At 73.6% G+C, this 14,217-nt stretch carries 13 protein-coding genes and 1 pseudogene; 7 read left to right on the forward strand and 7 right to left on the reverse strand.

The genetic code is table 11. The features are described 5' to 3' along the window. From FK498_RS12640 to FK498_RS12650, 3 genes are all read right to left on the reverse strand, one after another. A partial coding sequence (locus FK498_RS12640) for an endonuclease Q family protein (protein WP_202614841.1) occupies positions 1 to 1,357 on the reverse strand: 1,357 nt, incomplete at its 3' end. Positions 1,358 to 1,389: 32 nt separating this feature from the next. Next, positions 1,390 to 1,653: a DUF6522 family protein gene (locus FK498_RS12645; protein ID WP_141855092.1), complete on the reverse strand. Its 264-nt coding sequence runs from the start codon at positions 1,651 to 1,653 to the stop codon at positions 1,390 to 1,392. After that, complete coding sequence (locus FK498_RS12650; protein WP_141855094.1) at positions 1,650 to 3,065, reverse strand: short-chain fatty acyl-CoA regulator family protein; 1,416 nt, start codon at positions 3,063 to 3,065, stop codon at positions 1,650 to 1,652. Before FK498_RS12650 ends, FK498_RS12645 begins: the two co-directional genes overlap by 4 nt. A 243-nt stretch (positions 3,066 to 3,308) precedes the next feature. On the opposite strand from FK498_RS12650, the gene aceA reads away from it, so the two are divergent. Then, on the forward strand, positions 3,309 to 4,589 hold the full coding sequence (aceA, locus tag FK498_RS12655) for an isocitrate lyase (RefSeq protein ID WP_141855112.1): 1,281 nt from the start codon (positions 3,309 to 3,311) through the stop codon (positions 4,587 to 4,589). 132 nt (positions 4,590 to 4,721) lie between these two features. Continuing rightward, positions 4,722 to 5,585 carry an aspartate/glutamate racemase family protein gene (locus tag FK498_RS12660; protein ID WP_141855096.1) on the forward strand — a complete coding sequence of 288 codons (864 nt, stop codon included), beginning with the start codon at positions 4,722 to 4,724 and terminating at the stop codon, positions 5,583 to 5,585. On the opposite strand, the gene glpK is transcribed toward FK498_RS12660, so the two are convergent. Then, complete coding sequence (gene glpK, locus FK498_RS12665; protein ID WP_141855098.1) at positions 5,586 to 7,073, reverse strand: glycerol kinase GlpK; 1,488 nt, start codon at positions 7,071 to 7,073, stop codon at positions 5,586 to 5,588. A 10-nt stretch (positions 7,074 to 7,083) separates the two neighbouring features. Further along, positions 7,084 to 8,625 (reverse strand): glycerol-3-phosphate dehydrogenase, encoded by a 1,542-nt coding sequence (gene glpD / locus FK498_RS12670; protein WP_370510903.1) that lies wholly within the window; start codon positions 8,623 to 8,625, stop codon positions 7,084 to 7,086. A 150-nt stretch (positions 8,626 to 8,775) separates the two neighbouring features. Here glpD and zapE point away from each other — a divergent pair, with 150 nt between their 5' ends. The 5 genes from zapE to FK498_RS12695 all read left to right on the forward strand — a co-directional run bounded on the left by zapE (position 8,776) and on the right by FK498_RS12695 (position 12,995). Next, positions 8,776 to 9,942, forward strand: a complete 1,167-nt coding sequence (gene zapE / locus FK498_RS12675) for a cell division protein ZapE (RefSeq protein WP_141855102.1) — start codon at positions 8,776 to 8,778, stop codon at positions 9,940 to 9,942. Continuing rightward, positions 9,939 to 10,322, forward strand: coding sequence for an acyl-CoA thioesterase (locus tag FK498_RS12680; protein ID WP_141855104.1), 384 nt, complete (start codon positions 9,939 to 9,941; stop codon positions 10,320 to 10,322). Before zapE ends, FK498_RS12680 begins: the two co-directional genes overlap by 4 nt. Positions 10,323 to 10,356: 34 nt before the next feature. Further along, positions 10,357 to 11,754 carry a flagellar protein export ATPase FliI gene (gene fliI / locus FK498_RS12685; RefSeq protein WP_141855106.1) on the forward strand — a complete coding sequence of 466 codons (1,398 nt, stop codon included), beginning with the start codon at positions 10,357 to 10,359 and terminating at the stop codon, positions 11,752 to 11,754. Next, on the forward strand, positions 11,751 to 12,155 hold the full coding sequence (locus tag FK498_RS12690; protein WP_141855108.1) for a hypothetical protein: 405 nt from the start codon (positions 11,751 to 11,753) through the stop codon (positions 12,153 to 12,155). Before fliI ends, FK498_RS12690 begins: the two co-directional genes overlap by 4 nt. A gap of 141 nt (positions 12,156 to 12,296) precedes the next feature. Continuing rightward, positions 12,297 to 12,995: a DUF6065 family protein gene (locus tag FK498_RS12695; protein WP_141855110.1), complete on the forward strand. Its 699-nt coding sequence runs from the start codon at positions 12,297 to 12,299 to the stop codon at positions 12,993 to 12,995. 103 nt (positions 12,996 to 13,098) lie between these two features. Here FK498_RS12695 and FK498_RS19315 read toward each other — a convergent pair whose 3' ends face one another. Further along, positions 13,099 to 13,470, reverse strand: a complete 372-nt coding sequence (locus tag FK498_RS19315; protein WP_161988403.1) for a hypothetical protein — start codon at positions 13,468 to 13,470, stop codon at positions 13,099 to 13,101. A 111-nt stretch (positions 13,471 to 13,581) separates the two neighbouring features. After that, positions 13,582 to 14,217, reverse strand: a pseudogene (locus FK498_RS19770) (hypothetical protein); the annotation flags it as partial.

Below are 14,217 nucleotides of genomic sequence, written 5' to 3' on the forward strand. Positions count from 1 at the left end.
GATCGGGGGCGGCGCGCGCCTCGGCCGCGCGCCGGCCTGCCGGGCAAGGGGGCTGGGGCGAACGCGTGCGGCGCGGCGCTTCGAACAGCAGCGCCCCCCTTGCCGCGGCGTCGAGCTCGCCCTCGGCGAACAGGCGGATCACGCCGTACTGGCCATCGTAGCCCGCCTCGCGGATCACCGCGCCGCGGCGCAGCCGGCCGATCGCCTCGCCGAGCAGCGGATCGGCGCGGGCGATCTCGGCGACCGGCACCTCCTCCAGCACCGCGAGTTCCGGCCCGAGCGCGGCTGTCGCGCGGTCATAGGCCCGCGCCACCGCGTTCGCGGAGACGCCGGTCGCCGTGATCTCGGCGAGGATCTCCGCGAGCGGCACCAGGCTCGCCACCGCGCCGGCGGTGGCCGGCACGGCGGGCTCCGCGCGATCGGCGAGCGTCTCGACGCGATGCGCCACGCCGACCGTGACGCGTCCGCCGCAGACGGGACAGACCCCGCCGCGCGCGATCGTCTCGCCAGGCTCGAGCCGCACCCCGCAGGCGCGGTGCCCGTCCATGTGGTACTTCCCCTCCTCCGGGAAGAACTCGACCGTGCCCGCGTAGCCCTCGCCGGTCGCGAGCGCATGGCGGATCGCGCGGAAGCCCGGTTCGCAGGAGAAGCGCGTCGCCTCGCGGCCGAGCTTGCCCGGCGAATGCGCATCCGAGTTCGAGGTGAGGCGGAACCGGTCGAGCGCGGAGACGCGCCGGTTCATCGCCGGATCGGAGGAGAGACCCGTTTCGATCGCGAAGATGTGCGGGGCGAGGTCGCCGTAGCACGCCTCGATCGAATCGAAGCCGGACTGCGCGCCGAGCGCGGCGAACCACGGCGTCCAGACATGCGCGGGCACGAGATAGGCGTCCGGATGGACCTCGAGCGTGATCTCCAGGAGGTCGCGCGAGTCGAGACCGAGGATCGGCCGCCCGTCCGAGGCGATGTTGCCGATCGCGGCGAGCCGCGCGGCGAGGCGGTCCGCCGCGTCGAGATCCGGCAGGTAGATCAGGTGGTGGATCTTCCGCGTCCTGTCGCCCTTCTTGTAGATGGTCGAGATCTCGGTCGAGAGCATGAAGCGCACCTCGCCGCGGCAGGAGGCGGGAAGCGTGCGGTGCAGTCGCGCCATGATGTCGGGACGCAGGCGGAACAGGCCGCTGCCGTCCGGTTCCAGCTTGTCCTTGATCTCGGCGAGCCAGGCGGGATGGACGCAGTCGCCCGTGCCGACCACCGCGATGCCCTTGCGGCAGGCCCACCAGGCGAGGTGCTCGAGATCGAGGTCCCGGCTGGTGGCGCGCGAGTGCTTCGAGTGCACGTGCAGGTCGGCGAGGAAGGCCATGGGACGCGACTATAGCGCCGGTGCCGAGTCGATCAGCGTCGCCACTCGCCGCTCCGCGCCATCTCCAACACGGTGCCGTCGGCGTCGATCACCAGCACCACCTCGAGCGAGCGCCAGCGCAGCCGTCCGCGCAGCCGGCCCGCATCCCGCCCCTCGCCGCGCTCGACCAGGCTGAAGACCCGTCCGGCACGCAGTTCGTCCCGCAGCGCCCGCTCGTCGAGCCCGAGTGCTGCGGCCATCTGCGCCGGGGTCAGCACCGGCGCGCCGGCCTCGATCGCGACCCGCGTGCCGATCATGCGCGCCTCGGCGCGAAGCCGAAGGCGCCCGCGGCCCGCACCGACGGATCGAGCGCGAGCCGGTGCGCCACCGCCGGGAAGGCGCGGCTGCGGCAGTTCGGCCGGTCGCAGAGCGGGCAGGAGAGGCCGATCGTGGTCACCGATGCCTCGAGATCCAGGCCGTCGGCATAGGCGACGCTGCCGGCATGCGCCACGTCGCAGCCGAGGGCCACCACGTGCACCTCGGGCGGTTCGGGCCAGGGCCCGGCGGGACGGGCGAGCGCCTTGGCGAAGCAGAGGAAGGTCGCGCCGTCGGGCAGGCGCGCGACCTGCACCTGCACGCGGCCGGGCGAGGCGAAGGCGAGATGCGGCACCCAGCGCGGGCAGGAGCCGCCGAAGCGCGCGAAGGGGAAACCGGCGGCGGCGAAGCGCTTGGTGACGTTGCCGGCGGCATCCGCGCGCAGGAAGAAGAAGGCGATGCCGCGCGCGCCCTCGCGGTTCAGCGTCGTCAGGCGGTGCGCGGCCTGCTCGAAGCTCACACCGAAGCGCGCCGCCAGCGCATCGACATCGTGACGCAACGAGCGCGCGGCCGCGAGATAGGCGTCGTAAGGCATCAGAAGCGCGCCGGCGGCATAGTTCAGGAGGCCGACGCGCAGCAGCGCGGCCGCCTCCTCGGAGGACGGCTTCGCCTCGGCCACCTCCTCTTCCACGGCGTCCTGCGCCTCGATCAGCATGAGCTGGAACGCCATCTGGAAGCCTCGGCTCTCGCGCGGCAGGAGGTCGGAGAGATGCAGCGTGCGCGTCTCGGCGTCGAAGCGGCGCAGCGCGCCGGCGAGGTCGCCGACCGCGATGCGCAGGCCGTGGGTGCGCCGGAGCCGCTCGGCGATCGCATGGTTCATCTCCGCCGGCAGGGCGGCGCCAAGCCCGGCATGGATCACTTCCGCTGCGGCTTCCAGGCGCGGGAAGTGGTTCCGGCGCGCGTGGAAGTGGTCGCGCGCCTCCTCGGTCGGCAGCAGGATGCGCCGCCCCGACGGCAGGCTGAGGCCCGAGGTGTCCTCGCGCGCCGCGCGCCAGGCGCGGTAGAGCGCGAGCGTCGCGCGGGCGGCGGCAGGGGCGGCATCCACGAGCGCCGCGATCTCGCCCTCCGGCACCGCCTCGGCGCCCAGCAGCGGGTCCGCGAAGGCCTCGCGCAGATGCGCCTCGGTCTGGCGCTCCTCGGCGCCGCCCAGGGCGGCGAGATCGACCGCGAAGTGCCGGGCGAGCTTCAGGAGCAGGGCGGCGGTGACGCCGCGCTGGTCGTGCTCGATCAGGTTCAGGTAGCTGGCCGAGATGCCGAGCGCGGCGGCGAGTGCCTGCTGGGTCAGGCCCCGTTCGATGCGCAGGCGCCGCACGGTGCGGCCGATGCGCGGTTTGCTGGCGATGGCGACCTCCATGTTCGGCTGCCCGGCAGCGCCGGCGATTTACCAATTTTACAGAACTGTGCCATTTTTGGCAAATGAAACAACATGTTTGCTAATTTTCTTGCGCAACCGCCCTTGGCCTTCGCACGTGCAGTGTGAAGCATTCACGCATGGCCGATCGGCCTGGAAGGCTCGCCAAGGAGGTCAACGCCCATGAGCACGACGAACTATCCGCGCTGCTACGCGCCCGAGGGCGCGCTCGGCACCACTGAATGGATGCAGGAACGCTTCGCCGGCATCCGCCGCGACTACACCCCGGCCGAGGTCGAGCGGCTCGCCGGCTCCGTGCGCATCCGCCACACGCTCGCCGAGATGGGCGCGCGCCGGCTGTGGCATCTGCTCAGGACCGAACCCTACCTGAACACGCTCGGCGCGCTCACCGGCAACCAGGCGATGCAGCAGGTGAAGGCGGGACTGAAGGCGATCTACCTCTCCGGATGGCAGGTGGCGGCGGACGCCAACCTCGCCGGCGAGATGTACCCGGACCAGAGCCTCTACCCCGTCAACTCCGTGCCCGCGGTGGTCAAGCGCATCAACGCCGCGCTGCGCCGCGCCGACCAGATCGCGCGCCTGGAGGGGCGCACCGACACGCACTGGTTCGCCCCGATCGTCGCCGACGCCGAGGCCGGGTTCGGCGGCCCGCTCAACGCCTTCGAGCTGATGAAGGCGATGATCGAGGCGGGGGCGGCGGGCGTGCATTTCGAGGACCAGCTCGCCAGCGAGAAGAAGTGCGGCCACATGGGCGGCAAGGTGCTGGTGCCGATCGGCACGCATATCCGCACGCTCACCGCCGCCCGCCTCGCCGCCGATGTCGAGGGCGTGCCGACCGTCCTGCTCTCCCGCACGGATGCGCAGTCGGCGCAGCTCATCACCTCCGACATCGACGAGCGCGACCGGCCGTTCCTCTCCGGCGAGCGCACCGCCGAGGGCTTCTTCCGCATCAAGCCCGGCGTGGGCAACGAGTACGCGATCGCGCGCAGCCTCGCCTACGCGCCCTATGCCGATCTCCTGTGGTGGGAGACCTCGGAGCCGAACCTCGAGGAGGCACGCGCCTTCGCCGAGGCGATCCATCGCGAGTTCCCCGGCAAGCTGCTCGCCTACAACTGCTCGCCCTCGTTCAACTGGGCGAAGAAGCTGAGCCCCGAGCGCATCGCGAGCTTCCAGCGCGAGCTCGGCGCGATGGGCTACAAGTTCCAGTTTGTCACGCTCGCCGGCTTCCACAGCCTGAACTACGCGATGTTCCGGCTCGCGCGCGGCTACCGCGAGCGCGGCATGGCGGCCTATGCCGAACTCCAGCAGGCCGAGTTCGCCGCCGAGGCCGAGGGCTACACCGCGACCCGGCACCAGCGCGAGGTCGGCACCGGCTATTTCGACGCGGTCTCGCTGGCGATCACCGCGGGCCGCTCCTCCACCACCGCCCTCGCCGGCTCGACCGAGGACGAGCAGTTCTTCGAGGAGACCTCCCGGACGCGCATCACCGCGGTCGCCGCCGAGTAGTCCTGCCGTCGGCAGCCGAGGCGCGGCAGCACCGCCGCGCCTCGCGGCCTTTCCCGCCGCCGGCGCGGCGCGCATCATCCCGCATCCGGATCGCCGCCCGACGCGGCGATCGCGCTGCCGAGGAGCCACCGCATGGCGGATGCGCCGTCGCCGTATCGTTTCCTGCTGGTCAACGCCTACAGCCTGCCCGAGGGCGCGGCCTTCCGCATGCACGCCTTCCGGGGCCGCAAGGAGGAGATGCTGATGAACCACGCGATGCTGGCGCCGCTGCTCACCGGCATCGACTGGGACATCCATCCCGGCGCGCCGGCAACACACGGCCCCTGGCCGGTCGAGACGCGCGAGGAGTTCGAGATCACCGGCGTCAATCGCCTGCCGGTCGTGCGCGAGGCCTGCGCCTCCGGCCGCTACAACGCGATCGTCCTGCTCGGCGGCGGCGATCCGGGCTATCTGGCCGCGCGCGACATCGGCCACCGCCACGGCGTGGCCGTGACCTCCTGCGCGCACGCGCAGATGCATGCCGCGGTGATGCTCGGGCAGCGCTTCTCGATCCTCGACGTCTCCGAGGTGCACACCCTGCGCATGGCGGACCTGGTGGCGCTCTACCGCATGACCGGGCACTGCGCCTCGATCCGCAATCTCGAATTCCCGCTGCCGCGCCCGGCCCATCAGGGCCGCATCTCGGTGCAGGACGAGAACGAACGCTTCGTGCGCGAGGGGGTCTCCGCGATGGTGGAGACGGCGGTGGCGGAGGCGGTCGCGGCGATCGAGGAGGACGGCGCCGAGGCCCTGATCCTCGGCTGCTCCGCCGCCTACTGGCTGAAGCCGGTGCTGCAGCGGCGCTTGGCCGGGCTCGGCTGGGACGCCCCGGTGCTGGAGGGCTACGGTTGCGCGATCGCCATGGCGAAGATGCTGGTCGATCTCGGCGCGGACGCCTCCGGCCTCGCCTTCCCGCACGACCCGCCGAAGCGCGTCCGGCGGCGCAGGATCGTCTGATCAGCGCCGCGTCAGCGTGCGCCGTACCGCGTCCTGCCAGGCCGCATAGAGCCGTTCGCGCTCTTCCGCCGCCATGCGCGGCGCGAAGCGGCGCTCGGCCCGCCAGCGCGCCGCCCAGTCCGCCGGTGCCGGCGCGATCCCGGCCTGCAGCGCGGCGAGATAGGCCGCCCCGAGCGCGGTGGTCTCGGTCACCGCCGGGCGATCGACCGGCGCGCCGAGGATGTCGGCGAGGAACTGCATCGCCCAGTCCGATGCGGTCATGCCGCCGTCGACGCGCAGCACGCTGCCGGCGGCCGCACCCCAGTCGCGCCGCATCGCCTCGATCAGGTCGCGCGTCTGGAAGCCCACGCTCTCGAGGGCGGCACGGGCGAGCTCGCGCGGCGAGGTGCCGCGGGTCAGCCCGTAGAGCGCGCCGCGCGCCTCCGCGTCCCACCACGGCGCGCCGAGCCCGGTGAAGGCCGGCACGAGCATGACGCGCTGGGCCGGGTCGGCGGCCTCGGCGAGCGCGGCCGTCTCGGCCGCGTTCCGGATCACGCCGAGCCCGTCGCGCAGCCACTGCACGGCCGCGCCGGCGACGAAGATCGCGCCCTCGAGCGCGTAGCTGCGCCGCCCGTCGAGCTGCCAGGCGATGGTCGAGAGCAGCCGCGCGCGCGACACCACCGGCGCCTCGCCGGTGTTGAGCAGCGCGAAGCAGCCGGTGCCGTAGGTCGACTTCATCATCCCCGGCGCGACGCAGCCCTGGCCGAGGGTCGCCGCCTGCTGGTCGCCGGCCAGCCCCCGCACGGCGATCGGTGCGCCGAACAGGTCCGCCCGCGTGGCGCCGAACTCGGCCGCGCAGTCGCGGATCTCCGGCAGCATCGCCCGCGGCACGCGGAACAGCGCGAGCATCTCCTCGTCCCACCGGCCGGTGCGGATGTCGCAGAGCGCGGTGCGCGCGGCATTGGTCGCGTCGGTCGCGTGCACCGCCCCGCCGGTGAGCCGCCACAGCAGGAAGGTGTCGACCGTGCCGAAGGCGAGCGCACCCGCTTCGGCGGCCGCGCGCGCGCCCTCCACGTGGTCGAGGATCCAGGCGATCTTGGTCGCCGAGAAATAGGGATCGAGCAGCAGCCCCGTGCGCGTCGTCACCAGCGCCTCGCCCCCCTCCGCGGCGAGGCGGGCGCAGGTCTCGGCGGTGCGCCGGTCCTGCCAGACGATCGCCCTGTGGATCGGCGTGCCGGTCGCGCGCTCCCACACCACCACGGTCTCGCGCTGGTTGGTGATGCCGATGCCGGCGATGTCGCGCGCGGCGAGCCCGGCCCGGCCGAGGGCCGCGCGCATGGTCTCGAGCGACGTCCGCCAGAGATCCTCCGGGTCGTGCTCCACCCAGCCGGAGCGCGGGAAGTGTTGCGGGAACTCGGCCTGTGCCGAGGCGCGCGGTGTCAGCGCCGCGTCGAAGACGATCGCGCGGGTGGAGGTGGTGCCCTGGTCGAGCGCGAGGATGTGGGTCATGCCGGATCCGTCACTCCGCGGCGCGGGCGCCGGGGGCGTCGCGGTGCGCGCCCATGAAGGCGGCGAGTGCGGCGCGCTCGGCGGCGGTGGCGCGCAGGCCGAGCTTGGTGCGCCGCCAGAGGATGTCGTCCGGCGTGCGCGCCCATTCGCGCTCGATCATCCAGCGCACCTCGCGCGGCGCGAGATCGGCGACCAGCGGCGTCTCCGGCCCGGCCGCCCCCTCGAGCAGCGCGAAGGACTGGGTGCCGAACTGGCGCACCAGGCGGCGCGCGGTGGCCGGCGCGAGCCAGGGATGCGCCGCGACGAGCCGCGCGACGAGGGCGGGCGCGCCGTCATGCGGGAAGTCGCCGCCCGGCAGCGGCGCCGCCGCGGTCCAGGGGCCGCGCATCGGCAGATGCGGCTGAAGCCGCGCCAGCGCCGCCTCGGCGAGGCGGCGATAGGTGGTGATCTTGCCGCCGAATACCGAGAGCAGCGGCGCAGCCCCCGCAGGCGCGTCGAGCGTGAGCACGTAGTCGCGCGTCGCTTCCTGCGCCTTCGTCGCCCCGTCGTCGTAGAGCGGACGCACGCCCGCATAGCTCCACACCACGTGTTCGGGCCGCACGGGCTCCCTGAGATAGGCGCTGACCGCGGTGCAGAGATAGGCGACCTCGTCCGCGTCGATCGCGACGGAGGCCGGATCGCCGGTGACGTCGAGATCGGTGGTGCCGATCAGCGTGAAGTCGTCCTCGTAGGGGATGGCGAAGCAGATGCGCCGATCGGCGTTCTGGAAGATGTAGCAGTGCGGCCCGTCCCAGAGGCGGCGCACGACGATGTGGCTGCCCTTCACCAGCCGCACCTTCGCCGGCGCCTCCGCCCGCACCGCGCCGGCGAGGAACTCGGCCACCCACGGCCCGGTCGCGTTCACCAGCGCGCGCGCGCGCGCCTCGCCCGGCGTCTCGCCCGTGAGTTCGAGCCGCCAGACCGCACCCTCGCGCGCGGCGCGCATGCAGCGCGTGCGCACGCACACCCTCGCGCCGCGATCCGCGGCGTCGCGGGCGTTCAGCACCACGAGCCGGGCATCCTCCACCCAGCAATCGGCATAGGCGAAGCCGCGCGTGAACTCGGGCTTCAGCGCCGCCCCTTCCGGGGCGCGGCGCAGGTCGAGGCTCCGCGTCGGCGGCAGGATGCGCCGCCCGCCGAGATGGTCGTAGAGGAACAGGCCGAGCCGGATCAGCCAGCGCGGCCTGAGCCCGGCGTGATGCGGCAGCACGAAGCGGAGCGGCCAGATGATGTGCGGTGCGGCACGGAGCAGCACCTCGCGCTCGGCCAGCGCCTCCCGCACCAGGCGGAAGGCGTGGTGTTCGAGATAGCGCAGCCCGCCGTGGATCAGCTTGGTGGAGGCCGAGGAGGTGGCGCCGGCGAGGTCGCCCTGCTCGACGAGCAGCACCGAAAGCCCGCGCCCGGCGGCATCGCGCGCGATGCCGGCGCCGTTGATCCCGCCGCCGATGACGGCAAGGTCGTAGATCTCCGTCCGGTCGCGCGCCGGGCCTGGATCGGAGGCTGACGAGGACAGGGGCCCCTCCCGTGACGCGGGTCGGGCGGGAGGGTGGCGCGGCGCGAGCGCAAGATCAATGCAAGCGGCCGGACCCGCAGCGGCGTGTCATCGACGCGGCCTGCGGTCGCTTGAACCCCGCCCCGTCCCGGGATAGGCCACCTCCGCCCGATGGACGCAATCGCCGCCTCCACCGCCGACGGTCCCCTGCCCGCACTCCGCGCGCGCGTGCGCGCGGGCCTGCTCGAGCACGATCCCGCCCAGGCGCTCGCCGCCGAACGGCTGCAGGAGCTCTGGCGCGCGCTCCGGGGCTACGACCCGCAGCCGGCGCAGAACGGCGGCTTCCTCGCCGCCCTGCGCGCCCGGCTCGGCTTCGCGCGCGAGAGGAGCCCGCGCGAGGACGCGACCGAAGCCCCCCAGGGCCTCTACATCGTCGGCGCGGTCGGGCGCGGCAAGTCGATGCTGATGGACCTGTTCTTCGCGAGCGCCCCGCTCGCACGCAAGCGGCGCGTGCATTTCCACAGGTTCATGCAGGAGGCGCACCGGCACATCCACGCCTTCCGCCAGGACGCCGAGCGCGATGCCGATCCGATCCCGCCGCTCGCCGACCGCATCGCCGCCGAGGCCGCCCTGCTCTGCTTCGACGAGTTCCAGGTGCACGACATCGTCGATGCGATGATCCTGGGCCGGCTGTTCGAGGCGCTGTTCGCGCGCGGCGTGGTGGTGGTCGCGACCTCCAATACCCTGCCCGACGACCTCTACAGGGACGGGCTGCAGCGCGACCGCTTCCTGCCCTTCATCGACCTGATCAAGCGCCGGCTCGATGTGCTCGTGCTGGAAGCCGCGCGCGACTACCGGCGCGACCGGCTCGCCGCGGTCGGGGTGTGGCACGTGCCGGCGGATGCGCGCGCCGAGGCCGCGCTCGATGCCGCGTTCCGCGAGTTCGCCGGCGAGGACGGGCGGCCGCTCGACCTTGCCGTGCTCGGCCGGCGCGTCAGGCTGCCGCTCGCGGCCAACGGCGTGGCGCGCGCGGACTTCGCGACCCTCTGCGGCGCCGCCCTCGGCCCGGCCGACTACCTCGCGCTCGCGACCCACATCCACACCCTGCTGATCGACGGCATCCCGCGCCTCAGCCCCGCGAATTTCGACCAGGCACGGCGCTTCATCACGCTGGTCGATGCGCTCTACGAGCATCGCGTGAAGCTGATCGCCTCGGCCGCCGACCTGCCCGACCGGCTCTACCAGCGCGGCGAGAACGCGGCGATGTTCCAGCGCACCGCCTCGCGGCTGATCGAGATGCAGTCCCAGACCTATCTGGGGCTGCCGCATCTGACATGACCGACGAGACCCCGCCGCCGATCGAGCCGGCACTCCGCACCGTCGCCATGCCGGCCGACACCAATCCGGCCGGCGACATCTTCGGCGGCTGGCTGCTCGCCCAGATGGACCTCGGCGGCGGGCTCGCCGCGATGCGCGAGGCCAGGGGACGGGTCGCCACCGTCGCGATCGACGCCATGAGCTTCAAGCGGCCGGTGAAGGTGGGCGACGAGGTGACGGTCTGGGCCGAACTCCTCTCGGTCGGCACCACCTCGCTGCGCTACCGCGTCTCGGCCTGGCGCCGGCCGCGCGACCGCGACCGTCACATCAAGGTCACCGAGGCGATCTTCACCTTCGTCGCGCTCGACGAGGAGGGCCGCAAGCGGGTGATCGGCCGGTAGCGATGCCTTAACCCCGACGGGCGAGTGTTCGCGCGTGCCCATGCATGCCGACCGTCCTGCCGGCCGCGCCGGCGCCGCCCAGGCCGCGCGCGCGCTCCCCGTCCACGAGCGCATCGAGGCCGCCGCCAACGCGCTCCGCGCGCTCTCGCGCGTCAGCGTGCGCGGCCGCATCGCCGGACTCACCGGACTGATGGTGGAGGTGGACGGGATCGCCAAGCTGCTCGCGGTGGGGGACCGGCTGGTCGCGACCGCGCGCGACGGGCGGCGCGTGCCGCTGGAGGTGGTGGGGTTCCGCGACGGCCGCGCGCAGGCCATGGCGCTCGGGGATCTCGCCGGGCTCGGGCCCGGGCTGTGGGCGGAACGGGTGAACGCGCCCGGGCTGGCGGTGACCGATGCCTGGCTCGGCCGGATGATCGACCCGCTCGGCCACCCGATCGACGGGCTCGGGCCCCTGCCGCGCGGCCAGGCGACGCGCCCGGTGCGCGCGAGTCCGCCCAGCGCGACCGCGCGCGCGCGGCTCGGGCCCCGCCTGCCGCTCGGCGTGCGCGTGCTCGACCTCTTCGCCGCCTGCCGCCAGGGCCAGCGGCTCGGCCTGTTCGCGGGCTCGGGCGTGGGGAAATCGACGCTGATGGCGAGCCTCGCGCGCAAGGCGCAGTGCGACGTCGCCGTGATCGCGCTGGTGGGCGAGCGCGGGCGCGAGGTGCGCGAGTTCGTCGAGGACGATCTCGGGCCGCAGGGACTGGCGCGCTCGGTGGTCGTGGTCGCGACCTCGGATGCGCCGCCTCTGATGCGCCGCGAGGCGGCCTATGCCGCGATGGCGGTGGCCGAGCATTTCCGCGACCAGGGCAAGCGCGTGCTGCTGATGATGGACAGCGTCACGCGCTTCTGCCTCGCGCTGCGCGAGATCGGGCTCTCGGCCGGGGAACCCCCGGCGACACGCGGCTATCCGCCTTCGGTGTTCGCGGAACTGCCGAAGCTGCTCGAGCGCGCCGGCCCCGGGATCGAGGGCACGGGCGGCTCGATCACCGGCCTGTTCACCGTGCTGGTGGAGGGCGACGACCACGACGAGCCGGTGGCCGACGCCGTGCGCGGCATCCTCGACGGCCACGTGGTGCTCGATCGTCGCATCGGCGAGCGGGGGCGCTACCCGGCGGTGGACGTGCTGCGCAGCCTGAGCCGGGCGGCGAACGGCATCCTGTCCGAGCGCGAGAAGACGCTCGTCGCGCGCGCCCGCCGGCTGCTCTCGATCCACGCCGACATGGAGGACATGGTGCGCCTCGGCGCCTGGAAGCCCGGCGCCGATCCGGAGGTCGACGAGGCGGTGCGCCGCGCCCCCGCGATCGAGGCGGTGCTGGCGCAGGACAAGGGCGAGGCGGATGCGCCCGAGGCGGCCTTCGCCAAGCTTGCCGCGGCGCTGGACGGTGACGTGTGAGGACGCCCCGCGATCCCTTCGCGACGCTCAGGCGGCTGCGCCGGCTGGCCGTGGACGAGGCGAAGCGCGACCTCGCCGATGCGCTGGCCGAGGCGGCCGCGCGCGAGCTGGCGGCCGCGACGGCGCTGCGCGCGCTGGAGGTCGAGGCGGCAGCGGATGCGGCACTCTACGGCGCCTGGCTGCCGACGGGGCTCAGGCGCGCGGGCGAGGCGGCGGCAGCGGCCGAGGCGGCGGAGCTGGGGGTGGACAGGGCGCGCACCCTGCTCGCCGAGGCGCGCGCGGCGGAACGCGCGGTCGAGCTGATGGCGGAACGCCGCGCGGCCGCGTCGCAGAAGCGCGCCGCGCGCAAGGCGCAGATGGCGCTGGACGAGGCGGCGGAGACGCGGCGGCGGCGCGGCTGACGGCGGGCCCGGCGCGCACCCTGCCCGACGGAGGGGGCCTGCGCAGATCGGAGATGTGGGCCACGCGCGATGGCCCTGGTCCCCACGCGCGGAATAACCCGGCGCGCCGCGCGTTGCCCGCGCATCCCGAAGGAGCGCGCGATGTCCAAGGACCCCGTGATCCTGTTCACCTGTCGGCCCGAGGACGAGGGCGTGATCGCCCCGCCGGTGCCGGCGAAATCCCTGCTGCCGGACTGGTTCCGCAAGCTGCCGGCGATCGACCGGGCGCATCGCTCGGCGACCAACAACGGGCTGACCGCCAAGCGCTGCATGCCGTTCTTCGATGCGCTCGCGACCGGCTGGATCCTGCCGATCGCGGCCACGGTGCGGCTCGAGATCGCCGATGGCGGGCGGACGGTGAAGGCGGGCTGGGAGTTCGACCGCACCATGGTCAGCAACCACTCCCCGCCGCAGGTGGCGGGCAATCCGATGGAGCCGCGGCCGCCCTGCAAGTTCCACAACCACTGGACCATCCGCACCGCGAAGGGCTGGTCGTGCCTGTTCCTGCCGCCGCTCAACCGTCCGAACCCGGTATTCCAGTGCGTCGCCGGCATCGTCGACACCGACAGCTACGCCTCGCCGGTGCATCTGCCGTTCTTCGCCACGGGGCCGGACGGCGTGCACGTGATCGAGCGCGGCACGCCGCTGGTGCAGGTGATCCCGTTCCGCCGCGCGGATGCAGCGATCGCGGGCGAGGTGCGGGCGGAGACGCCGGCGGAGGCGACGCTCCGCGAGCGGATCCTGCGCCAGACCATCGCCGCGGACGGCTGGTACCGGCGCGAGGCGCGCGCGGCGCGCTGATGCCCGGCCGACAAAGGTTCGACCTTTGCCGGCCGGGCATCAGGCCTTGGTTCTGCGCGCGGCCGCCCCTTGAGCCCCGCGCGCCATACCCTCCGCACAAAGGTCAAACCCTCGTGCTCCGGGTATGAGGGGAATAGCGGGCAGCACCGGGCGTTCTTCCGCTACCGGATGCTTCGCCGCGAGTGAGCGGGGCCCGGTCAGCGAGGAGAACGTTACCGATGCGCAAGATCACCATCCTCACGGCGGCCGGCGCGGCGATGGTCGCCGCGGGCACGGCCGAGGCGCGCCTCAAGCCGGTCGATCTCGGCCAGACCGAGACCAGCGTGCTGCAGTTCGTCGGCAACTCGAGCTCGAACAGCAGCAGCAACTCGTCGAGCAACAGTTCGTCCAACTCGTCGAGCAACAGCTCCTCGAACTCCTCGAGCAACTCGTCCTCGAACTCGAGCAGCAACAGCTCGTCGAACTCCTCGAGCAACTCGAGCTCCAACTCGGACGGCGGGGGCCGCGGCGGCCGCGGCGGCGGCCGGCGCTGAGGCGCACGGCGCGACGGGGGAGCGGGGCGACCCGCTCCCCCTTTTCGTTCTGCTCAGCGCCAGCCGCGCGCGATCGCGGCCCGCTCCGTTTCGGTGTCAAGCGGCGCGCCGGCGCCGACCCGGTCGAGCAGCTCGCGCAGCAGCGGGTCCTCGCCCGAGGCCGGAGCGAAGCCGTCCGGCGTGATCGGGCGCGCCACGGCGATCCGCGTGCGCCAGAGATCCCCCTCCCGGCAGGCGAGCGCGGTGACCGGTGTGGCGCTCTCCACCGCGAAGCTGCGGCAGGGTCCGCGGTCGGTGGGATAGCTCGCCAGCAGGCGGATCATGCCGCCCATGAAGGCCACCTCCTGGCCGCTTCCCGCCGCGTCGAGCGCCCGGGCGAGCATCGGCGTCGCGGGGCCGAGGGGGTCGAGCGGGTGCGCCATGCGGGTCGGGCTCGGCGCCAGCAGCGCGCCCAGCATGCCGCCGACCACCAGCGCGACCGAGGCCGCGATCGCGGCGGTGCGCCGCACATTGGTATTGGCCGCGCGGCGCGGCGGCGGGCCGGAAGCGTCGGCCGCCAGCACGGACGCGATCAGCGTGCCGTCCTTCAGGAAGATCTGCACCCGCCCGCCGAACGCCTTCTCGTTCGGATCCTCGGAGGGGTAGCGGCCCGTCCACTCCGCATCCTCGGTGGTCTCGATCTTGTGCCA

The organism is Elioraea sp. Yellowstone, from assembly GCF_006704265.1.
Lineage (GTDB): Bacteria > Pseudomonadota > Alphaproteobacteria > Acetobacterales > Acetobacteraceae > Elioraea.

Coding starts and splice junctions, on each gene's coding strand:
- FK498_RS12645 (WP_141855092.1), bottom strand. CDS start 1,653: ATGATCGGCACGCGGGTCGCGATCGAGGCCGGCGCGCCGGTGCTGACC.
- FK498_RS12650 (WP_141855094.1), bottom strand. CDS start 3,065: ATGGAGGTCGCCATCGCCAGCAAACCGCGCATCGGCCGCACCGTGCGG.
- aceA (WP_141855112.1), top strand. CDS start 3,309: ATGCAGGAACGCTTCGCCGGCATCCGCCGCGACTACACCCCGGCCGAG.
- FK498_RS12660 (WP_141855096.1), top strand. CDS start 4,722: ATGGCGGATGCGCCGTCGCCGTATCGTTTCCTGCTGGTCAACGCCTAC.
- glpK (WP_141855098.1), bottom strand. CDS start 7,073: ATGACCCACATCCTCGCGCTCGACCAGGGCACCACCTCCACCCGCGCG.
- zapE (WP_141855102.1), top strand. CDS start 8,776: ATGGACGCAATCGCCGCCTCCACCGCCGACGGTCCCCTGCCCGCACTC.
- FK498_RS12680 (WP_141855104.1), top strand. CDS start 9,939: ATGACCGACGAGACCCCGCCGCCGATCGAGCCGGCACTCCGCACCGTC.
- FK498_RS12695 (WP_141855110.1), top strand. CDS start 12,297: ATGTCCAAGGACCCCGTGATCCTGTTCACCTGTCGGCCCGAGGACGAG.